This is a genomic window from Agrobacterium sp. rho-13.3, assembly GCF_033957765.2.
Taxonomy (GTDB): domain Bacteria; phylum Pseudomonadota; class Alphaproteobacteria; order Rhizobiales; family Rhizobiaceae; genus Agrobacterium.
The window spans coordinates 131,506-155,739 of the sequence record NZ_CP192776.1 but is presented as its reverse complement, the minus strand read 5'-3'; the positions used below and the strand labels follow the sequence as shown (position 1 = coordinate 155,739).

At 55.8% G+C, this 24,234-nt stretch carries 17 protein-coding genes and 4 pseudogenes; 10 read left to right on the top strand and 11 right to left on the bottom strand.

The window, feature by feature from the left end; all coding sequences use genetic code 11:
* The first annotated feature begins 252 nt into the window (after positions 1-252).
* Positions 253-2,811: an excinuclease ABC subunit UvrA gene (locus tag RMR16_RS24105; RefSeq protein WP_320201816.1), complete on the top strand. Its 2,559-nt coding sequence runs from the start codon at positions 253-255 to the stop codon at positions 2,809-2,811.
* A 130-nt stretch (positions 2,812-2,941) separates the two neighbouring features.
* Here the strand turns inward: RMR16_RS24105 and RMR16_RS24100 are convergent, their stop codons facing one another.
* The 4 genes and pseudogenes from RMR16_RS24100 to RMR16_RS24085 all read right to left on the bottom strand — a co-directional run bounded on the left by RMR16_RS24100 (position 2,942) and on the right by RMR16_RS24085 (position 5,679).
* Positions 2,942-3,247 (bottom strand): putative quinol monooxygenase, encoded by a 306-nt coding sequence (locus RMR16_RS24100; protein WP_112389548.1) that lies wholly within the window; start codon positions 3,245-3,247, stop codon positions 2,942-2,944.
* A gap of 766 nt (positions 3,248-4,013) precedes the next feature.
* A pseudogene (locus RMR16_RS24095) lies at positions 4,014-4,247 on the bottom strand (endonuclease/exonuclease/phosphatase family protein); the annotation flags it as partial.
* Positions 4,244-4,423: a hypothetical protein gene (locus RMR16_RS24090; protein WP_320201815.1), complete on the bottom strand. Its 180-nt coding sequence runs from the start codon at positions 4,421-4,423 to the stop codon at positions 4,244-4,246. The gene RMR16_RS24090 and the pseudogene RMR16_RS24095, both read right to left, overlap by 4 nt.
* Positions 4,424-4,737: 314 nt before the next feature.
* The gene (locus tag RMR16_RS24085; RefSeq protein ID WP_320201814.1) at positions 4,738-5,679 is read right to left on the bottom strand and encodes an NmrA family NAD(P)-binding protein; all 942 of its coding nucleotides are present in this window, start codon (positions 5,677-5,679) and stop codon (positions 4,738-4,740) included.
* A 74-nt stretch (positions 5,680-5,753) separates the two neighbouring features.
* On the opposite strand from RMR16_RS24085, the gene RMR16_RS24080 reads away from it, so the two are divergent.
* Positions 5,754-6,557 carry an AraC family transcriptional regulator gene (locus tag RMR16_RS24080; RefSeq protein WP_320201813.1) on the top strand — a complete coding sequence of 268 codons (804 nt, stop codon included), beginning with the start codon at positions 5,754-5,756 and terminating at the stop codon, positions 6,555-6,557.
* 655 nt (positions 6,558-7,212) lie between these two features.
* Positions 7,213-7,356, top strand: coding sequence for a hypothetical protein (locus RMR16_RS24075; RefSeq protein WP_320201812.1), 144 nt, complete (start codon positions 7,213-7,215; stop codon positions 7,354-7,356).
* On the opposite strand, the gene RMR16_RS24070 is transcribed toward RMR16_RS24075, so the two are convergent.
* Complete coding sequence (locus tag RMR16_RS24070) at positions 7,346-8,269, bottom strand: LysR family transcriptional regulator (protein WP_320201811.1); 924 nt, start codon at positions 8,267-8,269, stop codon at positions 7,346-7,348. The two genes, RMR16_RS24075 and RMR16_RS24070, sit on opposite strands and share 11 nt — an antisense overlap.
* 124 nt (positions 8,270-8,393) lie before the next feature.
* On the opposite strand from RMR16_RS24070, the gene RMR16_RS24065 reads away from it, so the two are divergent.
* The 3 genes and pseudogenes from RMR16_RS24065 to RMR16_RS24055 form a co-directional block, all read left to right on the top strand.
* A complete protein-coding gene (locus RMR16_RS24065) occupies positions 8,394-9,329 on the top strand; it encodes an alpha/beta hydrolase (protein ID WP_320201810.1) in 936 nt (311 codons plus the stop codon).
* A gap of 167 nt (positions 9,330-9,496) precedes the next feature.
* A pseudogene (locus tag RMR16_RS24060) lies at positions 9,497-9,774 on the top strand (mobile mystery protein B); the annotation flags it as partial.
* Positions 9,750-9,842 (top strand): annotated as a pseudogene (locus RMR16_RS24055) (DUF5131 family protein); the annotation flags it as partial. The pseudogenes RMR16_RS24060 and RMR16_RS24055, both read left to right, overlap by 25 nt.
* A gap of 494 nt (positions 9,843-10,336) precedes the next feature.
* On the opposite strand, the gene RMR16_RS24050 reads toward RMR16_RS24055, so the two are convergent.
* On the bottom strand, positions 10,337-13,309 hold the full coding sequence (locus tag RMR16_RS24050; RefSeq protein ID WP_320202251.1) for a Tn3 family transposase: 2,973 nt from the start codon (positions 13,307-13,309) through the stop codon (positions 10,337-10,339).
* Positions 13,310-13,478: 169 nt separating this feature from the next.
* Positions 13,479-13,745: pseudogene (locus RMR16_RS24045) on the bottom strand (type I restriction-modification system subunit M N-terminal domain-containing protein); the annotation flags it as partial.
* Between the two features lie 754 nt (positions 13,746-14,499).
* Between RMR16_RS24045 and RMR16_RS24040 the strand changes: the two are divergent.
* The 3 genes from RMR16_RS24040 to RMR16_RS24030 are packed head-to-tail and all read left to right on the top strand — an operon-like array spanning position 14,500 to position 17,565.
* A complete protein-coding gene (locus RMR16_RS24040; protein WP_320202169.1) occupies positions 14,500-16,074 on the top strand; it encodes an SIR2 family NAD-dependent protein deacylase in 1,575 nt (524 codons plus the stop codon).
* Positions 16,071-17,030 (top strand): beta-ribofuranosylaminobenzene 5'-phosphate synthase family protein, encoded by a 960-nt coding sequence (locus RMR16_RS24035; RefSeq protein ID WP_413786059.1) that lies wholly within the window; start codon positions 16,071-16,073, stop codon positions 17,028-17,030. Before RMR16_RS24040 ends, RMR16_RS24035 begins: the two co-directional genes overlap by 4 nt.
* Before the next feature lie 4 nt (positions 17,031-17,034).
* Positions 17,035-17,565, top strand: coding sequence for a hypothetical protein (locus RMR16_RS24030; RefSeq protein ID WP_320202170.1), 531 nt, complete (start codon positions 17,035-17,037; stop codon positions 17,563-17,565).
* Between the two features lie 189 nt (positions 17,566-17,754).
* Here the strand turns inward: RMR16_RS24030 and RMR16_RS24025 are convergent, their stop codons facing one another.
* Complete coding sequence (locus tag RMR16_RS24025) at positions 17,755-18,348, bottom strand: recombinase family protein (RefSeq protein WP_320202171.1); 594 nt, start codon at positions 18,346-18,348, stop codon at positions 17,755-17,757.
* A gap of 163 nt (positions 18,349-18,511) precedes the next feature.
* On the opposite strand from RMR16_RS24025, the gene RMR16_RS24020 reads away from it, so the two are divergent.
* Positions 18,512-21,487 carry a Tn3 family transposase gene (locus RMR16_RS24020; protein WP_320202172.1) on the top strand — a complete coding sequence of 992 codons (2,976 nt, stop codon included), beginning with the start codon at positions 18,512-18,514 and terminating at the stop codon, positions 21,485-21,487.
* Between the two features lie 9 nt (positions 21,488-21,496).
* Here the strand turns inward: RMR16_RS24020 and RMR16_RS24015 are convergent, their stop codons facing one another.
* The 3 genes from RMR16_RS24015 to RMR16_RS24005 all read right to left on the bottom strand — a co-directional run bounded on the left by RMR16_RS24015 (position 21,497) and on the right by RMR16_RS24005 (position 24,143).
* The gene (locus RMR16_RS24015) at positions 21,497-22,486 is read right to left on the bottom strand and encodes a glycerophosphodiester phosphodiesterase family protein (protein ID WP_320202173.1); all 990 of its coding nucleotides are present in this window, start codon (positions 22,484-22,486) and stop codon (positions 21,497-21,499) included.
* Positions 22,487-22,565: 79 nt separating this feature from the next.
* Complete coding sequence (locus tag RMR16_RS24010; RefSeq protein ID WP_432355523.1) at positions 22,566-22,883, bottom strand: substrate-binding domain-containing protein; 318 nt, start codon at positions 22,881-22,883, stop codon at positions 22,566-22,568.
* A 450-nt stretch (positions 22,884-23,333) separates the two neighbouring features.
* Entirely contained in the window at positions 23,334-24,143 is an 810-nt protein-coding gene (locus RMR16_RS24005; protein WP_320202174.1) for a sugar phosphate isomerase/epimerase family protein, read from the bottom strand.
* Positions 24,144-24,234 lie beyond the last annotated feature (91 nt).

Genomic DNA, 24,234 nt, shown 5'->3' with positions numbered 1-24,234 from the left:
ATCACCGACTTCGGAACGGATCGAACCTTCAGCCCAGGGTGCCATTTTTTGTGACCGTCATCTCAAGGTCCATGCCAACAAGTTGTTCCTGTACGCATTCGTGAGCAACAATAGGGTGTTTGACGGTCGTCGTAGTTGACGACCGTCAATTTGTGTCCAAAGTCCCGGGACTATCCTTGCGGCGCGACGCTCTCCGCTAAGTGCAGGGTCTCATGAACAATCTCCGTCCGACGTGCAACTGCGGGAAATCCAATGCCGAAACGACCTATCGACGATGCGGTGGAGGCGACCGAAAAGCTTCAAGGCATCGTTCGCGTCCGAGGTGCACGGGAACATAACCTTAAAAACGTCGACGTCGACATTCCACGCGATGCACTCGTCGTCTTCACCGGCGTCTCCGGATCCGGAAAATCGTCGCTCGCATTCAGCACGCTCTATGCCGAGGCCCAGCGCCGCTACCTGGAATCCGTGTCTCCATACGCGCGCCGCCTCTTTACGCAGATGAGCGTGCCTGACGTCGACCAGATTGAAGGCCTCCCGCCCGCTGTTGCCCTGCAGCAGCAACGTGGCTCGCCGACGGCACGTTCCTCGGTTGGAAGCGTGACGACGATCTCGAACCTCCTTCGGATGCTCTATTCCCGCACGGGCACCTACCCACCGGGTCAACCACATCTGGAAGCAGAATCGTTTTCCCCAAACACGCCGGAGGGCGCTTGCCCGCAATGCCACGGTCTTGGTCGCGTCCACGAGGTAACTGAGGCCTCCATGGTGCCGGATCCCTCGCTGACCATTCGCGAGCGAGCAGTGGCGGCATGGCCGTTGGCGTGGGGCGGGCAGAACCTTAGAGACATTCTCATCACGCTCGGCATCGATGTCGACAGGCCGTGGCAGGAGCTTCCGGAGAAGACCCGCCAATGGATCCTGTTCACGGACGAGCAGCCCGTCGTTCCGGTCTATCCGGATCTCACGCACGATCAGGTGAAGCGTGCCATGGCACGGAAGGACGAGCCCTCTTACATGGGGACGTTTTCGAGCGCCCGACGACATGTCACGCACAGCTTCGCGACGACGCAGAGTGCGATGATGAAGAAGCGCGCGGCCCGCTACATGATCAGCAGCGCCTGCCCGCTGTGCGAGGGGAAGCGGCTGCGCAAGGAGTCGCTCTCGGTGAAATTCGAAGGCCTCGACTATGCCGAAATGAGCAGACTGCCGATGGCGCGGTTCTCCGACATCTTCGCGCCTTACGCGGATGCCGATGCCAGGAAGCTCAAGACCATGCGGAAAGAGCATCCGGAAAAGGCAATGGTCGTCCAGCGGATCGCTGCAGACCTCTGCCGACGGATGGATGTCCTTCTCGATCTCGGCCTCGGCTACCTCACGCTTGAGCGGAGCACGCCGACCCTGTCTCCGGGCGAGCTCCAGCGGCTTCGCCTGGCGACACAGGTCGTCTCGAACCTCTTCGGCGTCGTCTATGTCATGGATGAGCCCTCTGCAGGCTTGCACCCGGCCGATACCGAAGCGCTGTTGCGGGCGCTCGACGGGCTGAAGGCGGTCGGAAATTCACTGTTCATCGTGGAGCACGAGCTCGACGTCGTCCGCCACGCGGACTGGATCGTCGACGTAGGTCCGGCGGCCGGCGAGCTGGGCGGTGAGGTCCTCTATAGCGGCCCACCGGAAGGCCTGCGGCAGGTCGAACGATCCGAAACTGCCAGGCATCTGTTTGCAGAAGCTGGGAAGTCCTCTCGCACTCGCAGAGAACCAGATGGATGGCTTCGCCTGTCCGGCCTCACCCGAAACAACCTCCGTGACGTCGATTGCGCCTTCCCGCTCGGCGTGATGACGACGGTGACTGGTATCTCCGGGTCAGGCAAGTCGAGCCTGGTCAGCCAAGCGCTCGTCGAGCTTGTCGGTGAAGCGCTTGGCGCTCCGGTTCGCGCGGAAAACGATGCGGAAGACGACGCCCGCCTGGAGGTAGAGCCGGGCTCGCCGACGCAGGGCAAGATCGAAGGTGGGTTGGACAACATCCGACGCCTCATCGAGGTCGACCAGAAGCCGATCGGCCGGACGCCCCGCTCCAACCTCGCGACTTACACCGGCCTCTTCGATCATGTTCGCTCGCTGTTTGCCGCCACTCCAGAGGCAAAGAAGCGCCGCTACGACGCCGGGCGGTTCTCCTTCAATGTTGCCAAAGGCCGCTGCCCCCGCTGCGAAGGCGAAGGCTTTGTCATGGTCGAGCTGCTGTTCCTGCCGAGCGTCTACGCCCCCTGCCCGACTTGCCATGGCACCCGTTACAACCCGCAGATCTTGGAGATCAGGTACCGAGGCAAGACGATCTCGCAGGTGCTTGGACTGACCGTCGCGGACGCATGGGATTTTTTTGACAACGCCCCGACTGTCCGATCGTCATTGAAGGTCCTAAGGGAAGTCGGATTGAGTTATCTGCGGCTCGGTCAGCCTGCGACCGAGTTTTCTGGAGGTGAAGCGCAGCGCATCAAGCTGGCGACGGAGCTGCAGCGCGCCCAGAAGGGTGGCGCGCTCTATGTGCTGGATGAGCCCACGACAGGCTTGCATCCGTCGGATGTCGAGCGGCTGATCGCACAGCTTAATGCGTTGGTAGACTCCGGCAACACGGTGATTGTCGTCGATCACGACATGACCCTCGCTGCAGCGAGCGACTGGGTCATCGACATCGGGCCAGGGGCCGGCGATGAAGGCGGCCGGATAGTTGCAAGCGGACCACCGGAACAGGTTGCCCTTGCAGGAAATAGCCGGACAGCACCTTATCTTAAGCGAGTTCTCCCGCCCAACTGAGAAAAGTCAATGGAACAATCAGCACAAAGGTCGTTGATCGCAGATAGCGAGCGTCGGCAACATCGAAGCCGCGCACTTGGCCGACTGAGAGCTACGGCTCATTTTCGTCAGTACTTTGAGGTTCTGGCGCTCATGGCCGCTTGTCGGCGAGGATAGCCAACTTATGGATCTGTGGCGGCTTGGCAAACAGGTCTCCTGCCTCTGCCTTGGCCATCAAGGCTGCAGCGACTTGGCCATTTAAGTGAGCATCTCTTCCATCCTCGTCGTCAAAAGTATCAAAGATCGCAAAAGAACTCGGACCTTCCTGGATCGCATACCAGGAAATCGTGCCTGGCTCCGCGTTGACGAGAGGTATGGCTGATCTCAGGAAATCGGCGACCTCCTGTTCCTTGCCGGGTTTTGCTTCAAGCGGAACGTAGAGCGCGAATTTGGTCATGACCGTCTCCATGGGCACCTGATCGTGCCTCAAGCTGCTATACCACGTTTAGCCGCCGGATGTTTCGAGATCGGGCAAATAAAGAAGTCCATAGGCTCGGGTTGATCTAGGATGGCGAACCCCTCGGAATGGTTGGAAAATAAAGGTCGTGGATCAAAGCTCTTGAAAGGATTTGAAACAGCGACCCCATTAGTTGAACGGCGCTAGAGTGCAGAGATGCAGCGGCGGAGATGATGTCGGCGATGACAGCGAAATGCTCGCAGAGCATGCGTGAACGGTGATCGATGAGGCTCGACCGCTCCCATCAACGTCCGTCCGCGTGCCATCGGCCACCTAATTTACAAGCTTGAAAGCAAATCGACGCCGCGGGCTGCAATTTCCAATCTGCGACGCCGCCGACACATCTACTAACGATTAGACCTGCGCCAGACCTCCATCAACGAAGACTTCGCCGCCGGTCATGTCGTTTTGCATTTAATCGTGAGATTCCAGTCCTAACAGTTTCAACAGGATAGCCCGGCACTTAATTTGCGACTTGGCATTTAATTTGAGATTCTGGCTTCGCGTTTGGCACTTAATGTGAGATTCGCCGCCGGGGAAAGATGACTGCTTACGGCCGCGCTTCCATGAGAAAAAGGACTATCTTACAGATGGTTATTGCCGAACCAGAAGGCGTTTGGTACGGACAATCACACCGACTAATCTCAAATTAGGTGCCAACGCCAGTCTGAACGGGCGCATTCTTACAGTTAAATGCCAAACGACAGCGCGTCAGGTGCGGCTCCTGACCTCGCGCCAGGATGGCGACGCCATTCCAGGATTTCTGGCCATGCCAAACAGCGCCATAGCCGGCAGCCTCGATGGCCTTCGCTGGAAACTTCGCATCCGGCGCCTTCAGCTCCTGTAGGACGACAACATCCGGATTCGCCTCGTCCAGCCAACGAAGCAGGACCTCGAGACGACCGTTTACACCATTGACATTGTAGGTTGCGATTTTCACTTGGACTTGTGGTCGCCCTTGTCGCCCTCCCCGGGCTTGGCATCGCTCTTCGCCTGGTGGCGCTTGTCAGCCGAGAGGGATCGGCCGACATCGACGAATTCCTTGAACTTACCGTCTTCGTCGCGACGGACGCAGCGTTTGTCGGTTCCGGTATCGATGAGTTCGCGCTTCGACATGATGATCTCCCAAAGTTTGCGCAGCGGAAACCACTAGACGTCGAAAAGTTTCAGATCGATGTCGACGGGCCTTGAACCAGTCTCGGCCGATTCTATTACATTAGGAATGGAGTACATTTCCGGTCCGAGAACCATTTCCGAGGATCCCGATCACTTTCTGAACTGTCAGGAAGCAATTGCCGACGCATTCAGACAGTTGGCCAAGCAAGCGGTGATGGCGCATGCCGTAGGGCTACCGCAAATGTCAATTTGCGGTAGCATCCTTTAAGAACTCGAGATTGCTGGGGGGGCAAAAAATCTAGCCTGACAACCAGCTAGTCCCTGGCGGTCCACATGGAAAATGTCTCGCGTTCGTCTCCCGCTCTGACCGCCTCCAGGTAACGCGGTTTCCAAACATCACCAATAAACGCCTCCATCATCGTGGGCAATTTCGGACGATCCTCGTGCTCCCCTTGGAACCCCACTATGCCACTGTTCATAGCGTCGGCACTCTGGGTGTCGTCCTGCCATTTCTCCAGCGTCCCGAACCGCGCCAGAAATTCAGCTTCCACGTCTTTGCGGGTCGTTTCGATGTATCGGTACTCCACCGGCCTGCCGATCTTCTTGCCAATGATCGCGGCCAACTCGTTCATCGAAACATCTTCAGAGCCCACTTCGCGATAGACGCGGTGTCTGCCCGTCGGATTGGTCAGTTCCTTCGCTGCCAGCCATGCGATGTCATCGGTCGCCACCCAGGGCATCTTCAGATCAGGTTTACAAAACCAGGCAATTCGACCGTATTTGGCAACCGGCCCCGTCCACGCCGCCACATTTTCCATGAACCACGCGGCGCGCAGGTGGACCAGATCGATATTGCCGAGTTCGTTGAGCTTTTCGTCCAGACGGTGGAAGGACTCGAAATGACCCGTTGTCCCCTTCACGTCCGAACCCATGGCCGTTAGGCTTACGGCCAGTTTGACGGGGGATTTCTCGAGCGCATCGACAAAGCGCTGGGCAACAGCGGGGTAGTGTCCCTCGATGTTGTTCCAATCGGTCTTCACCATCAGGAACGCAGCATCGGCACCCTGGAAAAATTGGTCAAGGTCTCCTGCTCCTGTGTCGAAGCTTCCCAGAAATGGCTCTGCTCCGAGCGCGACCAGTGCGTCCAACGCTGGGCCACCTCTCGACAACGCTCTGACCTGATGCCCGGCGCTCAGCAAGGTCCGGGTCAGCTTGGCGCCAATTCGTCCCGTTGCGCCGACGACAGAAATTCGCATGACAGTCTCCATTCGATTGTTGATCGCCCGATGGTAGACTATTGCACACGGCACGAATTTGGAGATAATGCCAAATGATCTCCAAATTGGGCCAATCCGCAAACCTGCTGCGTTCCTGCTTCGACGACATTGATCTCGAGCGGTCGGATCGTCCGGCCGTCGCCGTCCGCCTCGACTTCAGTGACTATGAAGCGGAAGTGCACCAGCATCAGCACAAGGAAGGGCAGCTCATCTTGGCCCTCCACGGGGCAGTGACCTGCAAAACGGAAAACGGCCTCTGGATTGTCCCACCGGACTGCGGGGTCTGGATACCCGGTGGCGTGTCCCACAGCAATCAGGTCACGCCCAACGCGCGCCTGTCCTATCTGTTCGTTCAACCAGGCGCCGCGACGCTGCCGCAGCACTGCTGCACTTTGTCCGTGTCGCCGATGATCCGCGAGATGATCCTCCGGTTGGCAGATGTGCCGGCCAATTCTGCGCAGGAGGATCATGTCGGCCGTATGGTGCGGGTCTTGCTGGATGAACTCGCGCAAATGCCGATACAAGGGCTGGACTTACCCGCGTCCAGCCATCCCAAGATCGCCGCGATTACCGCGGCCCTGATGGCGGAGCCGAGCGACCGTCGCACCCTTGTCGATTGGGCGGCACACGTTGCCATGAGCGAGCGATCCCTAAAGCGGCTGATGGTCCAGGAAACGGGACTGACCTTCGGCCGATGGCGGCGGCAACTGCACCTGGTCATCGCATTGCGGGAACTGGCCAGCGGGGCGACGGTTCAGAGGGTGTCGAGCGACTTGGGATACGAATCCCCTACCGCCTTTATCGTCATGTTCAAGAAGGCATTGGGAACAACACCGACCCGCTACTTCGCGAGTTAATTTTCAGAATGGCCGTATTTAGCAAGACTGGTCGGCCTTTGCGGCACGTGCCGTAACTGCAATGGGCCGATTACGGACGATGATCTTGCTTCCTCCCGCTCCGGAAAAAGCTTGAAAGAGCTTGACCTCCCCCCGCCAATCAGAGAAGCGCCGGGATCTACAGCATCGCATAGGGCAAGAGGGTGATGTCTGCTTCAGCACGCCGTTCGAAGTTAGAACGGCAAGCCTTACGAAAGGGAAGCTAGTGGCTCTCTCGCGCATGAATTCCACAGGCTCCTCAGTGTCAAACCAGATTAGATCCGTGTCCGGGCTGAGTTGCTTCACAACGCTCATGTCGAACAATTCGACCGGCTCCAAAGGGACGCGGTCGCCGTCACGCTTTGCTTCCAAAGCTGAAACGTCCACTCCAACGGATTGAGCAAAGAAGAAAAGCGGAAGCCAGAGTTCTTTCCAGTGCGTCGAAAGGACAACGCACCTCACCATTTCGGGCGGCAACCGATCGCGCTTAACAAGAAGAGTGATGTATTTGCTGAGTTCGTTGAGTGCTGACCGTGCACTGCATCGCTTCGCATAATCTCGATACAGGCGATCTGCCCCAAAACGTCTTGAGCCAGGATATCTACCTGCCTCCTGATCCTTCACGATTTTCAAAAACATGCTCTTTATTGAGAAGCGTCAGACCTCGCTCGACAAGATCGAGGTTTTTTTGAGAAAGTCGCGCAAGCCCGCCTCGTCGCTGCTGCTGTTGTGCCCGAAGCTGACATTCGTGCTTCGCAACGAGACTATAGCTAATCTTTGACATCACCTGACGCGATCCGCGTATAAGCCCATTCATCCGCCATCAGGTCGATAAAACGTCGAACTTTCGCCGACAGGTAGCGCTTGCTTGGATAGACGACGATAATCGGGATCGTTTGCGTTTCGAACGCTGTCAGTATCGGCTCAAGGCGTCTGTCAGCGATTGCTTCTTTGACCAGAAAGCTAGGGAGATAGGCCACTCCCATTCCGGCAATCGCGGCATCGCGTATCGCTTCGCCGCTATCGAGGCGGAGTCGGCCGCGTCCGCCAACCGTGGACCAAGTGCCATCAATCTCTCGCAACCGCCATGGCTGTTTGCTTGACCCGCTTTTGAAAGACAGGCAGTCGTGCGAAGCCAGGTCGTCAGGAATTTCTGCCCGGCCGCGCCTATCGAGATAGGCAGGTGACGCACATATGATGCTCTTGTGCTCGGCGACGACCCGAGAAATCAGCCGCGTGTCCGTTCCGCTGGTCCCGATCCGAACGGCCAGATCAAAACCGTCTTCCACCATATCAGCAATACGGTCGCTGAAGTTTACGTCGACCTGCAGATCTGGCCACTCTTCCATGTACCGCTGCAGCGAGGGAAGGACGTGCGTGCGGCCGAAACCTTCCGGCACTGTCAGCCGTAACAGGCCCGTGGGTATTGCGCTTTTCTGCCCGACGCTGGCTTCTGTTTCTTCCAGAAGGCTGACGACTCGCGAGCAGTGCTCGTAAAACACACGGCCATCGTCCGTGACGCTCATCTTGCGTGTCGTTCGATAGAGAAGACGGACCCCGAGGCGGGTTTCCAGCCGCGTGACTGCCTTGCCGACTGCCGACCGCGTCAAGCCAATCGCCTGCCCACCGCCGCTGAAGCTTCCGGCATCGACGACGGCGATGAATGCAAATATCTCGTCCAGATTTGTACGCATAGCTCTGACTGCCGCTGTTGCCCGTCACCAGAGACGGGAAATCCATTCCCTAATTATGTAGCTATGGTGAACTCTATTCCCGCGTCAAGTCGATGCCGGACATCCACCATGAATGAGGTCCACAATGCCAATTACACCCGCCGTCCAGCAGCGCATCGACGCCTGGAACGCAGCGTCCTCGTCTTTCGGTCCCCTGTTGATGGGGCAGCCGGGGGACTGGGCCGTCGAGAGAGAAAAATATAACGCGGTGCTCGCCGAGCACCCGACTCCGGACGGCGTGTCTATCCGCCAGATCGATATGGGCGGGGTCGCAGCCACGGTGGTCACGCCCGAGGATGCAGAAGAAGGCAGAGTTTTGCTTTACATCCATGGCGGCGGTTACATCGGGGGAAGTCCTGCGGCCTACCATGGTCTCGCCGGACATTACGCGAAGCTTTTGAAAGCCGTGGTCTACATGCCGGACTATCGTCTTGCGCCGGAACATCCTTTTCCAGCGGCAATCGATGATACACTGGCATCCTACAAATGGCTGCTCGACAATGGGCATAACTCCAAATCGATTGCATTCTCCGGAGATTCAGCCGGTGGCGCAATGGTCGTGTCGGTGATGGTGGCTGCCCGCAATGCCGGACTTGCGCTTCCGGCGGCTGGCGTTGCCATCTCTCCCTGGGCCAATCTCGAGCATTCAGGGTCTTCTATGAAGACGCGCGACGGGATCGATCCCACTGTCAGTCTTGCCGGACTCGACCTGATGGCAAAGGTCTTTCTCAACGGCGCTCTAAAAAACAACCCGGATGCGTCACCCGTGTTTGCGGATGTGCGCGGACTGCCGCCGATCCTAGTCCAGATCGGTGAGAGTGAGGTGATGCTCAGTGATGCAATCCGGCTCGCCACACATCTCGCCGAAAACCGCGTCCGCGTTTCTCTGGAAGTTTGGCCTGGCATGTTTCATGTCTGGCATATGTTCGCAGCCATTCTGCCGGAGGGAATGCAGGCCCTGCAAGGTGCGGCGGCCTTTCTTGAAGGCGCACTGAGCGCAGACGCTGCGCAAACGCGTTAAAATTGGAAGGGGCACGGGCTGGAGTTTTGGCTCCAGCCCGTGCCATGCGGATGAGTGATGACCAGAATGTCGCCTTTGGGCGGCGCAATCCGGCCCTCAATTTTACTGCATTATTTTCGGAACGGTGTATCGCGCTTTGTCAATGTGCGAGGAAGACAGCGCTTACGCACAAGCGGATGTTCGGAGTTGTCTGGGAGTGGCCGGCACATTCCGAATGACGGAGCGCAACATCGGCGTCGGGGCTTACCTTATCGGAGTGGAGCTTGCAGGCTTGTTGAGCGACATCCGTTACTGGATCGAGCACGAGACAATTCCGCCGGATGAGATTACTATAAGGTTCCACCATCGCCTGGTCGCGATCCAGCCGTTTCCGAATGGAAATGGCCGCCACGCTCGCCTGGCGGCCGACCTTCTGATCGAACGTCTTGGCGGCGCGCCATTGTCAACGGTCACAAGCAGACCCGGATCGATGAGCTGTTGCCGTGGAATTATCCGGGACGAGCAAACGGCTGAAGTCTGCTGTTGGCCCGAAGCCGTCATCGATATGTCGTCTGCGGATGAAAGAAGTGCAGCAACTCAACGCGGCAACAATACAATGCTAACACTTCTGGCACTTCATGGCTCAGGCCGAGACGAAACCGATCTGGTAGAGTTCTGTTGTCAGCTTGTACCTCAAGCGCACCTAATCACTCCTCGTGGACCGTTTGTACAGGCGGAGGGGTTCACCTTCTTCAGACGTCGCTCTGATGGCAGCATTGCGGCTGCCGAAGTGGTGGAACTGGCGAGGAGGTGGCTTTCGCAAGAGATCGAGGCGAATCTCCCGGCATCAGGTGAGGTCATCGTGGTGGGATATTCCAGCGGCGCAATATTTGCTGAAGCTTTACTCTCGGTCGTTCCCGAGAGGTTCGCAGGGGCCGTTCTCCTGCGCCCAGAACCGCTTTCTCCGAGCTTGGGGTTGGAACAAGAGCAGTGCAAAATCGTACGCTAAGGGCGAACGGAATGAGAACTTATGCGACCCGCCGTAGCCCGACTGGCAGACGGAGCGGTCGAAATCCGTTGGACATCTGATGTTCGGCATCCCAGGTGTAGATGCCTGTAAGGTTGATATGTTCCCAACTCAGCGGCGAGATGTGCTTCAACAGAGTATCAGGAATGTCTCGTCCCGCTCGTTTCAGCTGTGTGACCGCGCGATCAAGATAGACCGTATTCCAGTGCACGATTGCACTGACGACGAGGTTAAGACCAGAGGCGCGGAATGCTTGGCTCTCGAACGACCGGTCGCGGATCTCGCCCCGCTCGTGGAAGAACACAGCCCGTTTCATCTTATGGGCGGCCTCACCCTTGTTGAGACCGGCTTGGCATCTCCGCCGTAGTGCCGGACTTGAGTACCATTCGATCATGAAGAGCGACCTTTCGATACGGCCGAGCTCGCGGAGCGCCCTCGCAAGATGGCTTTGCTTAGGCGACGCAGACAGCCTCTTGAGTATCGTAGACGGCACCACGGACCGCGTCGTGATCGACGCCGCGAGATGGAGTAGATCGTCCCAATGATCGAGGATCAGACTGGTATTGATCGGCGCACCGATGTGGTTCGACAGCGCCGGATATGCACCGCTCTTTTCTAGCGTGTGGAACTTCCGGTCTTTGAGATTGCGCAGTCGCGGTGAGAACCGCTTTCCGATCAAGGCGAAGAGCCCGAAGATATGATCACTCGCGCCGCCTGTGTCGGTAAAGTGTTCATGGATATCGAGGACAGTGTCCTGATCGAATAGCCCATCGAGCACATACGCCGCCTCGCTCTCGGTGGGACTGAGCAAAATGCTGAAGTAGCCGAATTGATCTGACAGATGGCTATAGAATTTCGATCCGGGCTCGCTACCGTAATGCAAATTGATGTCGCCGCGCTTTGCAGCCCGGTCGCTCGCACGGAAGAATTGGCCATCGGACGATGACGTCGTGCCATTGCCCCAAAGGCGCGAATGCGGATGCTGGGTGTGGGCATCGGTGATGCACGCTTGAGCCGTGCGGTATGTCTCCGATCGGGCGTGGAATGTGCGCATCCACCCAATCTGGTGAGCGCTAATGCCCTTAGAGGCGCCCGCCATTCGTTTAGGGCCAAGGTTTGTAGCATCGGCCAGTACACCAGCGAGCATTGCAGAAACATTTTTTGGGACGTCGCCGGTCCGAACATGCGTGAAGTGATCCGCAAAGCCGGTCCATTCATGCACTTCCCTTAACAGGTCGGGAACCTCGACCAACGGATACATATCGCTGATCTCGGCATTCAGTGCCTCAGCGGCCACAGGGATTTCGCTGGCAGTTGGTGTGATTATCAAGGTTCCGGCCTCAAGACGAACTCCTTCGAGCTTTCCGGATCGTGCCCTGTGCGCCAGACGCTGCAGGTTGACCTCGAGCATCTGACTCGCTTCGGCAAGCCACTGCGCGCCGTCGCTCTGGACCCCCAAACCGAGACGATCTTCGTCCTTCATCGTGATGAATGTTGTTCGCGGCATCAGATGCTCATCAATGGGCCGGAAAGATCGGCTGCCATCGACCCAGATTTCCGCAGATCGAAGCCGGTCTCGCAAAGAAGCGAGCGTTGCGATCTCGTAGAGACGGCGATCGGGTTTTTCCTGTTCGAAGATGAGCCGTCGATCAGTTTGGCTGAGGTGGGTGAGCGGGACGCGATCGGGGAGTGGCCGCCGCTTTTCGGCATAAAGCCGTTTAAGCAGTCCAATTGCCGCTAAAAGTGGATCGTGGCGACGCGCCGAGCGGAACGTGAAGGCCTGAAGAAACGCACCAGTGTATTTGTGGACGGCCGCATATTGTTCGGCTGCTACGGTCAACGCAGGTGCTTCGTTGTAATCGACCATCGACTCAAGTTCAGGCTTCATCCGAAGCAGTCGGTCCCAGCCGACTCTTTGGTCGAGAACAGCCAATGCATTCCGACCATCGTCGTTGGCGGACTGCAGCGCGGAGATGGTATCGAGGAACATGCGCAGCGCTTTGGCGGTGTTCGCTCTGCAGTCCATCTGTCGCTGCTTCCTTCGGTTGTTGGCTTGCGAGAACAACTTACCCATCAGCTTGATAAACATCGTCACCGCATCGTCCGTGAGCTTCTGGCTAAGCTTGATGATTTGAGCCACGATCAAAGCGTGGCGACGGCTGGCATTGAAGTCGTTGGCAAGCCAGGCTGGGGTTGCGTTACCCTCCCGGATCATCTGGTCCCACCGTTCCGCGGCTATGCGCGCTTGCAACGTCGGATCGATCTCCAGCCGCCGCAAAAAGGCTATCCGCTCGGTCAACGCGACCAGATTCGATGCACCAGGCGCTTCTGGCGCCGAGCGTAGCCAGTGAAAGCGCGTCTGGCCGATAGACGGGTCAACTTCTAACAGCCTATCCAACGATCGGAGCGTATCGTGCGGAACGTCTTTAATCAGAGTTGTCTCTGCCCGTCGGCGAGCTATCGCACGGCCGGCAAGGCCAATCCGTTCGATCGTGTCGATCGCCGGGAGAAGAGTTCCGCGTTCACGAAACGCGGCGACAATTGAACTGACTATCGCAGCACCGTCGTCGGACGTGGTCGACGCATGAATTGCCGCCAACAACGCGGCGCGGCGATCTTGTAGCGTCGCGCTTCTAGTATCCAGATACATCATCGAGCGTGCTGTGTGATCGCGCCGGGTTTCTTCACGACGTGCGTAGAGCGCAAATGCTTCCGGGGCGACGCCGATCTGATCAGCAACAAATCTCAGCATGGCGCGTGGCGGAATTTCTTCTGCCCCCAGCACTCGACCCGGGTATCGCATCAGACATAGCTGAATGGCAAAGCCGAGCCGGTTGTGATTACGTCTCCGCAGTTCGATCTCCAAGCGATCCGCCAATGACAACGAATAGTGTCGGATCAGGCTGGCCTCGTCGACTGGTATGTCGATAAGCTTTCGACGATCTTGATCTTTGAGAAGCTTGCGCTTTGCCATTGCCTGACTCCATCCATGACCAACCTGCGCTGAGCGTCGTCGAGTCGGGCGGAACAGCGAAATCAAAACTGGCGCATGTCGATGGCAATCCACAGAGATCGAACGCCCCAAATCCGAGCTATGGCATTGTTCATGCTTCGTTCGGCCTTAGCGTACGATTTCGGACTGCTCTTGTTTTGACCCCTACCCAGAATGCCCCTGTCTTTCCGTACCAGACCTTGTTCTCGGCATCCTGTGTCGCTTGCTCTTCAGATACTCCATTCTCCATGCGCTTCTTGATCACGTCGTTTCGCGCGTGATCGAATACGTCAGAGCATCTTTTCAGGAACAGCATTCCGAATATGTATTCCTTGAATTCCGATGCATCCATCTTTCCGCGAAGAATGTCGGCTGCGCCGAATAGGTGGCGCTCTAGCTGTGCAAGTGTCAAAGGCATTCAAATTTTCTCGTCAGGTTTACTTTCAACTTGCGATATTTCAGCTTCGAGGGCAACGCGCAAGTAGAGCTTGTCCGTAGACACACGCTGTTTCGACCTCCTGTCACTTAAGCGACAACTCATACTGTGAGTGCTAGGCGCCTAGTTCATGCACAAGTCACGCAAGCCTGGGAGTAGGCTTCGAGCACCCCTTTTCGCGTTGCGGACGCGGAGGTCCGCTTCTGGCGCTGAATTGGCGTTCCTGGTCCGCGCAGCAGAAGTTAACTTCCTGCCCTTACGGCCATTTGCCAGCGCCTCAGCGAACGACAGTTTTCTGGATCAACCGAAATCTAGTAAACGTCGAATTGGAGGCGCAGAGCTGCCATTTCGCCTTGATTGGATGTGAACCTCTGATCCGCAAATTTGTCTGGGGGCCATCAACCCGTTCAAATCAACTTTCCTGCTAATGTCTAGCGTGCCTCAGCCTCACGCAATGAAAGGAGGAATCACAGCAAGGATGCTAATCGCTGGGGCAGAGTCATATGGACGAGCGCTCGCTTTCAGCCATTGGAGCTGCCTGTGTCAATCGGGCTTTGGCTGACGGTCAAACTGGATCGCCGATCTATCAATTGTGTGGGGAGACTTGAGGAGCATAGGGCAAGTTTTTAGAAATTCTAGTTAGTTGAGAAAATATGCTTGCAACACCAGTCCGTGCAATTAGAACTTCAACATAGTTATTCACGCAGTATCGCACTTTGCCAGAGTTTCAAAACCTATGCATATCCCACGTGGCCTGAAAGAGGCTATTCAAAATCGGCGTATCGTTCCCTTTGTAGGTGCTGGCTTCGCCCGCGCCATTAAGAAGAAAGACCGTAGCGCCCCGTTGTTTCCAAGCTGGAAAGAACTACTGCTGGATGCCGCGATACATTTGCGCGACGACGGTCGCGCAACGCAAGCAGATTCCGCAAATATCATTGAGGCAATGGTTAGGAGGAACGATCTTGTTCAAGCTGCAAGAATCGCAGCCCAAGATATGGGTAGACGAGATTGGATCGAATTCTTAAAGCACAAGTTCGATGTTAGTTACGATGAGGCTGACGCGGCGACACTGAACCTACTGCGAAAGGTTTGGGGGCTAGGGAGCAACTTAATTGTGACAACCAACTATGATCGCTCCCTTCAATGGGCATGTCCAAATCTTCAGGATCTTGCACACTGGGATATAGTCGCCAAAGCAGAACAAATTACTACGCAACGCGATGGGAACACAAAGCGGCCTACGGTCTGGCATTTGCACGGTAGAATAGATAACGCTAATAATATCATCGTCACCCCAGACGGGTATGCCGATCTGTATGGAACCTCCAATGATACAGCAGGTAACAGAGCTTTTATCGCTGCACTGGATACCTTGCATACTTTGATTAGAACCCAAAGTCTGCTCTTCTTAGGATTTAGCCTGCAAGACAAAGATTTTATAAAGCAACTGTTGGCAGTGAGACAAATCTACGATGGTGCCGGAGTACGCCACTTTGCTCTCCTCCCAGAGAAGGAAAACCGAGATAAAACCTTGGACGAAATGGGCATCACTGCGGTGACTTATAGCGATCATAGTGAAATTCCCGAAATACTCGAGCAGTTATCGCTGTTTGTACCTGAGGCGTCTCCCGTGTTTGTTAGGGCAAATGACTACGTTGTTGACCGAGAAGAGGGGCTTCACGTTTTTGGAGGACGCGGGGATGGTTTCTTCAAGCTCTATGACGAAGCGATTACTGGGCTGAACACACGCCTTGACATATTTTCGCTTAAACTACGGCGTTTCCGCAGAGAACACACAGAAACAATCTTAGGAGCAGCCAAACGATCCAAAATAAGAATTGCGCTGATCGATCCCAAGTTCCCTCTCCCTGAAGACCATGTGAGCCTTGCCTCACTTAGAGAAAGAGAAGAGCGCTCAGCTATTGGATCGGTCCGCGAGGATGTCGCAGCGTGGAAGTCCGTTCACGATGCGTATCGGAGTCGTGTTGAGGCAGGGGAAATCGTCGAGTCAGAAACGACAGGGCTGGAAATTCGCCTTTACAACATTCTTCCTACGGTGAACCTCTTCTGCGCAGATGACAGCCTGTTTGTCGGCCCTTATCTCCTTGATGTTGAAGACAGGAACACTCCAACGTTTCTGCTAAGGGGACCGCGAAAAGGATCAGATTCTATAAGCAATGATATGTTTATGGCCTATAATCAGCATTTTGAGGCCGTCTGGAATGACAAGGGCACTAGACCGATCGCAATTGTTGCTCCCGAGGAAATAGCCGCTTGGAGAGCTGGCAAGTACTATTCTGCGGCGATATGATTGAAATTAAAGTACCCGCGCGTGTTCATGGGACCTTAATAGGCCTGTCGGCGGACGGATATCGGATTAATGGGGGAGTAGGATGGGCTGTTGATCACCCATCCTTAGTCGTGAAGGTGCGCCCTGCCACAGAGTGCAGGATAGTCGACTTGCGTGCATGCCCTCTTGGTGAAGAGGAAAACCGAAATCTAGTCATTTTCCTGTCTAAGACAGCAGCAGATACTAAGTTGACTAGAGGATTTCGTGTTGAGTTGGCCGGCGAGCTCCCCGCGCACAAAGGTCTAGGTGGTGGGACAGCAGTACGTCTTGCTATTCTTGAGGCCCTTTTTCTCCTAAATGATAGACCGTACACTCCTGAACAGCTAATTAATTTGTCGCGCAGAGGTGGAACGTCTGGCGTCGGCATCCGCACATACTTTCAGGGTGGTTTCCATCTCGATCTAGGTCACAAAACCAATGAGCCGGCACGGCCATCCAATCAATGGGTTAAACCACATAGCCCGCTATCACTTTTCGCCGCTGAGATGCCTGCATGGCAGATTGGTATCTTTGTTCCATCATGGATCCCATCGGTAACTCACGCTATGGAGAGAAGGCTGTTTTCGGAGAAATTACCTATTACTTCGATAGAGGTGTGGGAGACTCTATATCATGCAACCTATGGCTTGGCGGCCTCCATTTCAGAAGTTGACGCGACAACTTTTTGTACCGCCGTTGACGCATTGCAGGCGACGGCTTGGAAGAGAGCTGAGTGGCAGTTGCATGGCGCACCATTGGAAGACGCCACACGAATTCTACGGTTGGCGGGAGCTGAGGGAATTGGACTAACTAGCATAGGCCCATCCCTCTATTTTTATGCAGAATCGTTCGATGCTCGTCTCGTTCCAAAGGCATTTAGGGAAGCAATCTACCTAACGACACCGTCGGTGGGCGGACGGCAAGTTTTAAGGAGGTAGAATAGTGATTGAAGCGACTATTCTTTGCGGTCTTTCCTGCGCAGGAAAATCGGTCGGCGGTGAATTTTTGAGCCACCTGCACGACGCACAGCACATCGAGGCCAGCACGTTCATGAGAGAATTCTGGTCGATTCACCACTGCACAGATGAAGGGCCTGATGAGTTTGCGGCCCGATACCTACGTGAAAAACCTAACGCTGTGCCGATGGCTATTTTGGAGCATGGCCTGAAGTTAGGGCTAAAAAAAGCGATCATCACAGGACTGCGGTCTATCGCAGAAATTGAGTATTCTGTTGGAGCTTTCTCTAGCGTGCAGTTACTACTCGTAACAGCCCAGCCAAGTATAAGATATAGTCGGTCCAATATTCGAGGACGAAGTGGGGCGCCGAAGACCCAGAAAGAGTTTGAGTTACTTGACTCGATGCAATTGGAAATGGGTGTGGCAGACATGATTGACGCGCCGGGCTGGGAAATTGTTGAGAACAACAGCTCGATGGCCGCTTATCAACGGAAACTCAGTGAATTAACTGTGTAATACAGAGAATAAGAATACTTAGGTCTGTCGGTTTCTAAGTGGTTGAATTAGGATATTTTCTTTCGCTTCATGCTAGCAATATACTACCGCCATTTTGTTGGTCAGAAGTCGGAGAAACTGCTACTTCAAGTATCTGCTCTATGCGATACCCTGCATGGGTTCGGAACAAGATCTGTTCCTGGCGACACGCTAAGATCGAACGGACCGTGAACCCTCATCGCGAACCCGCATAACCGTCTGTCGACTGGTCGTAAATTTTCGCGCGATAGCTGAAACGCTCATTCCCTTTGCGAGATCATCGCGTACATCCTTCTTCTGCTCATCGCTGAGCGTGGATGGCCGACCGAGTGTCTTGCCTTCTGACTTTGCACGCTTGAGGCCGGATTGGGTTCGTTCGATCAGCAAGTCCCGCTCGAACTGCGCGACAGCATTGAGCACCTGCATGGTCATCGTGCCGGACGAACTGGTCAGGTCCGCGCCGCCAAGTGCAAGGCAGTAAACGCGCACGCCCATCTCGGCGAGAGCCTTCACAGTGGTGCTGACATCAATCGCATCACGGCCGAGGCGATCGAGTTTGGTCACTATGAGAATATCGCCGGACTCGAGCTTGTCCATTAGCCTTGAAAAGCCGCGGCGCTGTGCGATGGCGGTGCTGCCGGAGATCGTCTCTGTGACGATCCTGCGGGGTTCGACCTGAAAGCCCGCTGCTTCAATTTCGTGAACTTGGTTTTCGGTGGTTTGGCCGGTTGTCGAGACGCGGACATAGGCGTAGGTGCGTGGCATGGGTTCAATTTCGTCCGAATAGGCTGTCCGAAATATTTCCTGTGTTCGAAATTATGTCAAGATAATTTGTGGACAGGGCGTTTTACCCCTGTACGCAATCGCTCGTTTTCGGACAGTAGACATGACTGGTTGTTTGAACGAGCTAGCGCATCGGAGTAAGTGAGTGGGTCGAAGGAAACTGATCAGCGCAGCAGAAGCGCAAAACCTTCTGGGCCTGGCGACGGACGAAGACGGTCTCATCCGCCACTACACGCTGGATGCCAGCGATCGTCTCGAATGCGAATTGCGCCGACGGGCTCACAACAAGCTTGGTTTCGCCATCCAGCTTTGTGTCATCCGACAAACTGGAAGACTTCTTCGCGAGGATGAGCATCCGCCTTCAGCTATTGTCGATCATATCGCTGCTCAGCTCGGCGTCGAGCCACGCGCCTATCCCATCTACGCCCGCCGTACCCAGACCCATTTTGACCATAGCCGACACCTTACGGATTATCTCGGCCTTCACACGGCAAACCGCGATGATCGTCGTGCAGCGTTGTTGGCTGCGACCGAAGCGGCTGCGACAGGAGACAAGGGACTGCCGATTGCCACTGCGGTCGTGAACGCTTTTCGAGGGCAGAAAGCATTGCTCCCTTCCCAACATTCCATTGAGAAAATAGGCATTGCAGCTCGTGCGCTTGCCCGTCGTCGCGCGGAGAGTGCTTTACTCTCGGATATCGACCCGCAAAAGCTGGAGACCCTTGATGCACTATTGGACGTCGATCCGGCGATCGGACAGACGCGTTTCCACTGGCTGCGGTCAGCTCCCGACGCACCGGGTGCGGTCAACCTGGTCGGATTGACGGAGCGCATCGCGTTCCTGCGCTCGGTCGGGATCGATCCTCGTTTGCAGGCCCGCATTCCTTCCGGACGATGGGACCAGATGGTTCGGGAAGGAGACGCGGTGCCAGCATGGCTTGCCGGAGACTTCGGCGCAAGCCGTCGGCGCGCGACGATCGTGGCACAGGTCATCAAGCTTGGCCAGAAGCTCACCGACGATGCCGTGATGATGTTCATCAAGTTGATGGGCCGGCTGTTCTCCCAGGCTAACAACCGGAAAAAGCAGCGGCACATGAACGCGCGCATTGAAACATCCAAAGCTCTGCGGTTGTTCCTCGACACGATCGTCGCCCTGCAGGCCGCCAATGATGCCGATGAAGATGCGCTTGCGACGATCAATCGACAAGTCGGCTGGCATCGACTGCTTCAGATCAAACCCGGACTTGAAGCGATTGTGGGAAGCGCCGACGCTGCGCCGCTGGTGCTAGCGGCCGAACAGCATGGGAATATCCGAAAGTTCGCCGGTGTTTTCCTTCAAACATTCATGTTCAATTCGCGCCGCCGGCACGATCCGCTGCTTTCTGCGGTCGCGACGTTGAAAGCGCTTTATGTAGAAGGGCGTCGTGTTCTGCCGGATCGTGTGCCCATAGACCATCTTGGCGCAACCGAGAAGAAACTGGTTTTTGAGGATGGAAAGCCGGATCGGCGGCTTTACGAGATTGCTACGCTCGCGCATTTGCGTGACCGGCTGCGTTCAGGCGATATCTGGGTCGAAGGCAGCCGTTCATTCCGGCCGATTGACGAACATCTTATGCCAAAGCCAGCTTTTGTCGCCCTCAAGGAGCAGGATCAGCTCGAACTCGGTGTTCAGGCTGACTGCGCTGCCTGGCTTACTGAGGTCCGGCAGATGATGGACGCCAATCTCAAACAACTGGCCTGGCGCGCCCGTTTCGGGAAACTTGATGGCGTCAGGATGGAGAACGGCACGCTGATCGTGACGCCGCTTGCTAGCGATGTACCGGCCGCGGCCGAAGTCATCAATGCCGAAATCACGGACATGTATCCTCTGGTCGAGGTCCCCGATCTCCTGCGGGAAGTGCATGAATGGACAGGATTCGCCGACCAGTTCACTCATGTCCGAACTGGAGATGTACCGCAAAACATTCCCGCCATGCTGGCCGGCGTGCTTGCCGATGGCACAAATCTGGGTCCGAAACGCATGGCGGGAGCATCCAAGGGGATCAGCGCTCACCAAATCGGCTGGATGCGCAGCTTCCAAGCCCGCTCAGAAACCTACCGGGCTGCGCAGGCGGCCGTAACCGATGCGCACACCCGCCATCCTCATTCGCAAATCTGGGGTAATGGAACGAAAGCGTCATCCGACGGGCAGTTCTTCCGTGCCAGCGACCGAGCCGCCAGACGCGGCGATATCAATCTTCACTATGGCAGCGAGCCGGGCACGAAATTCTACAGCGGCCTTTCCGACCAGTACGGCTACTACAGCATCCTGCCGATCAGCCCGACCGAGAGTGAGGCCGTCTATGTGCTCGACGGCCTGTTTGATCACGAGACCATTTTGGAGATCGAGGAGCTGTTCACGGATACCGGCGGTGCCAGCGACCATGTCTTTGCGCTCTTCTGCCTGATCGGCAAGCGCTTCGCGCCCCGCCTCCGCAACATAAAGGACCGAAAATTCCACACCTTCGAGAAGGCCGGCGCCTATCCCTCACTGGCAAATCATATCGGGGCACCGATCAACACCGCGCTCATCATGGAATATTGGGACGAACTCCAGCGCCTTGCCGCCTCGATCACCACACGCACCGTAGCGCCGTCGGCGATTCTCAAGCGGTTGTCCGCCTCGCCGAAATCCGGCGAGTTGGCCAGAGCACTCCGCGAAGTCGGGCGCATCGAGCGTACGTTGTTCATGATCGAATGGTATTCAACGCTGGCACTCCGCCGACGTTGTCAGGCCGGTCTCAACAAGGGCGAGGCTGCCCACAAGCTCAAGCGCGCCGTCTTTTTCCACGAGCGCGGAGAAATCCGTGACCGCTCCTTTGACAGCCAGGCATTCCGTGCTTCGGGCCTCAACCTGGTCGTCAGCGCCATCGTGCACTGGAACACAGTCTATCTTAGCCGGGCCACAATACACATGCGACAGCAGGGACGGCATGTCCCTGACGAGTTGTTAAAGCACGTTTCGCCGCTCAGTTGGGAGCATATCAATCTCACCGGCATCTATTCATGGGACGCTGAGCACCAGATGCCCGAAGGCTTCAGACCCTTGCGGCTGCCCGGTCGACTTCTTCGTGCGGCTTGATCGAAGCCGCTATTTGCGTCCCATGGCTGGTGCGAGCAACTCCAGTTCATTTGTCATGAGCCCGCCAGACCAGTCATCAGGAAGCGATTTGAGGTCGGCAATTGTATCGACGCCATTAGAATAGTTTCCGCCATGGTAGGGTCCGATAATGAAGACCTCGCTGCCGGCCCCTCTAAACCGGTCAAGCAGGCGATAGGGCCAGCCCCACATGTCAGGCGCCATATTGATCGGAATGTAGACGACGCCGTTCCTGCAGGGCGATGGCACTATGCTGGCCCATCCCCATTGCGCATACTCCTTCAGGCAAGCCATTGCTGACACTCTGGTCGTTGTCTTCAAATCCGGCATCAATGCCTTAAGCTTTGCAATCGGGCGTTCTCCGCCATAGACGAAAAGCTTGCTGGTTACCTCCTGAGGAAATGCCTTAAGATAGGAAGCAAATAGGTCCCCTTCCTTCGGATCATTGCTCTTGATGTTCACGAGAAAGCGTTTTCCTGGAAAGGCCTCCAGCACCTCTTTCAGCGTTGGCATCAGGCCTATTCCCTTACCTCTGAACGGAAACGCCTCTCCGCCATCCGCAGTGTAGCCATATCCAACATCGAGCTTCCGTAGGTCTGTCATCGAATGCTCGCGGGTGACACCATGACCGTCAGTTCGGCAGTCGAGGGTCCAATCGTGAAATACCGCAAATTCTCCGTCCGTCGTCGGGTGAATGTCAAACTCAACGGCATCCGCACCGGCCTCGAAACTGGCTTTCATGGAAGCGATTGTATTCTCGATGAAAACGTTACCTGAAGGCAGCATTCGCGTTGCAGTGCACGTGTCAGATTTGACGTTCGTCATATCGTATCGAGGTGCAATCCCGCGATGTGCAAGGAGGATAGGTTCACCTTCCGACCGCGCGGCGAGAAGATTGGTGTTGAGAAGGAATATCGTCGATGAAACGACGGCAGCCAGAACTAACAAACTGATCGAAATCTTCTTCAATGCTTTCGACATAACGGTTCGGTCCCCAAAACACCGAAGCTCATTACCGATCATGACCTATTTACGGCGAGAGTTCCCCATTGGGACGATGTTAGTGGGAAATTTCCGCCGGTCGGTGATGCACGTTCATGCTTCGTGCCGCCTTAGCGTGCCTGTGGGAACAGGCCTTGTTCCGACCCCTGATTGGCTGGTTATTCACGTAAACCATAGGAATACCAGCATCGCTGGCCAGTTTGGAAATCTGGAGCCCAAGATCGCCGTCGGCTGGCCCGATGATGATCGCATCCACTTTGTCAGCGACGAACGTCTTAAGTTGATCAATTTGGGTTGCAGGGTCGCCTTTAGCGTCTGACACCTTGATGACAACTCCTGGCGTCCCAGCAGCCGAACTTGTGATACCCTTAAGCAAGCTTCCTTGAAATTTATCCCCAGCTCACGCCATTGCTACGCCGATCGTCTTTGCGTCGGCTGCACTTGTCAGCAGGGTTACTGCAAGCGCCGATGTAGTTACGGTGCCCATTATAATTCCCCAATGTACGGTAGGGATTATATTTATGTCATCAGGGTAAATATTTGTTGAATGAAATGATTGGTGTGCAGACTTGTTTCACTAACGAAACATTTCTTCGTGCAAAAAGACTCCATTCTTTAACAAACATACGCCATCTCGCGATATTCTGCAGAGCTCTCTATTGACAGGCTCTGACAGATGTCTGCAAAGCCCTACGGCCAGTAAACGTTTGAGATCATAGAAGTATTCTTCCGCTGCCACTTCAATCGAGACACGGTGTTTCTCAAAAGGCTGATCATCGAAGCGTGCTAATGACACGACCGCCGCCTTCCCGTTGGTCGAGCGCGATCAGCGGCCAACAGAATTAAGAAAGGCGTGCATCTTCGCGCCGGCAATCGTACCGACTTCAAAATGCGATGCTCCCTTGAGCGTCTGGGTCGGAGCTTCGAGGCTCATCGGGATATAAGGCGGCAATGCGGCCATGAGTTCGCGGATTGGAAGCTCACCGTCACCCGGCAGCAGCCGGTCCTCGCGCGCTTCGAACCGCTTTTCGTCTATCGTTGCAGGTGCCTCGAGCCTAGCATCGCAAATTTGCGCATAAAGGACACGCGCCGCAATCTCAGGCGTCAGATCGGACGGTGTCATCCCGGAGCGGAAGAACTGCAGAGAATCGATTATAAGGCCGGCATTGGACCTTCCAGACTTTACAACGACATCGGCAGCCTTCTGGAGGGAATTGATCTGGCAATAACTGATAAATTCAAGCCCGACCTTGAGGTCGTATAATTCTGCCGCTTCGCACAGCGCCTGGAAATTTTCATGCTGGCGGTTCGGCTCGGGATCGTTACCCACGGCAAGAAGGTAGCGCGCCCCGAGCCTCTGACCTGCTTCGAAGGCCGGGTACAGATCGGCGACATTGGTGGTCTCGCTGAGCCAGACCGCCTCGATATCGAGAAGTCCGATCCCAAGCGACGTCAAACGGTCGCCGAGCGCTACGATACCCCCCGGCTCTTTGAGGATATCGATCAGCGGATCGCCAGCCCGTGGCGCTACCAGCCGGATACCACAGTGGGAGAAACCGCCCGCCGCTGCCGCTTCAGCGATCTGAACCGGATGCTTGTTTATCATCGTCAGGTGATGAAGTGAACGTTCTGCCATTCGTGTCTCCTCGCCGGAACCGAGCCTTCTGCTTCAGCAGCTATCAAAATAGGTCTAGCCCGTCCATTGAAAATTGAATTTAAATGAGAAC

Excerpts from the sequence above, each read along its gene's own strand:
- RMR16_RS24100 (WP_112389548.1), bottom strand. The coding sequence starts at position 3,247 with ATGACCAAATTCGCGCTCTACGTTCCGCTTGAAGCAAAACCCGGCAAG.
- RMR16_RS24085 (WP_320201814.1), bottom strand. The coding sequence starts at position 5,679 with ATGCGAATTTCTGTCGTCGGCGCAACGGGACGAATTGGCGCCAAGCTG.
- RMR16_RS24035 (WP_413786059.1), top strand. The coding sequence starts at position 16,071 with ATGATTGAAATTAAAGTACCCGCGCGTGTTCATGGGACCTTAATAGGC.
- RMR16_RS24050 (WP_320202251.1), bottom strand. The coding sequence starts at position 13,309 with ATGGCAAAGCGCAAGCTTCTCAAAGATCAAGATCGTCGAAAGCTTATC.
- RMR16_RS24005 (WP_320202174.1), bottom strand. The coding sequence starts at position 24,143 with ATGGCAGAACGTTCACTTCATCACCTGACGATGATAAACAAGCATCCG.
- RMR16_RS24090 (WP_320201815.1), bottom strand. The coding sequence starts at position 4,423 with ATGTCGAAGCGCGAACTCATCGATACCGGAACCGACAAACGCTGCGTC.
- RMR16_RS24075 (WP_320201812.1), top strand. The coding sequence starts at position 7,213 with ATGCTCTTTATTGAGAAGCGTCAGACCTCGCTCGACAAGATCGAGGTT.
- RMR16_RS24080 (WP_320201813.1), top strand. The coding sequence starts at position 5,754 with ATGATCTCCAAATTGGGCCAATCCGCAAACCTGCTGCGTTCCTGCTTC.
- RMR16_RS24105 (WP_320201816.1), top strand. The coding sequence starts at position 253 with ATGCCGAAACGACCTATCGACGATGCGGTGGAGGCGACCGAAAAGCTT.
- RMR16_RS24015 (WP_320202173.1), bottom strand. The coding sequence starts at position 22,486 with ATGTCGAAAGCATTGAAGAAGATTTCGATCAGTTTGTTAGTTCTGGCT.
- RMR16_RS24065 (WP_320201810.1), top strand. The coding sequence starts at position 8,394 with ATGCCAATTACACCCGCCGTCCAGCAGCGCATCGACGCCTGGAACGCA.
- RMR16_RS24070 (WP_320201811.1), bottom strand. The coding sequence starts at position 8,269 with ATGCGTACAAATCTGGACGAGATATTTGCATTCATCGCCGTCGTCGAT.
- RMR16_RS24025 (WP_320202171.1), bottom strand. The coding sequence starts at position 18,348 with ATGCCACGCACCTACGCCTATGTCCGCGTCTCGACAACCGGCCAAACC.
- RMR16_RS24040 (WP_320202169.1), top strand. The coding sequence starts at position 14,500 with ATGCATATCCCACGTGGCCTGAAAGAGGCTATTCAAAATCGGCGTATC.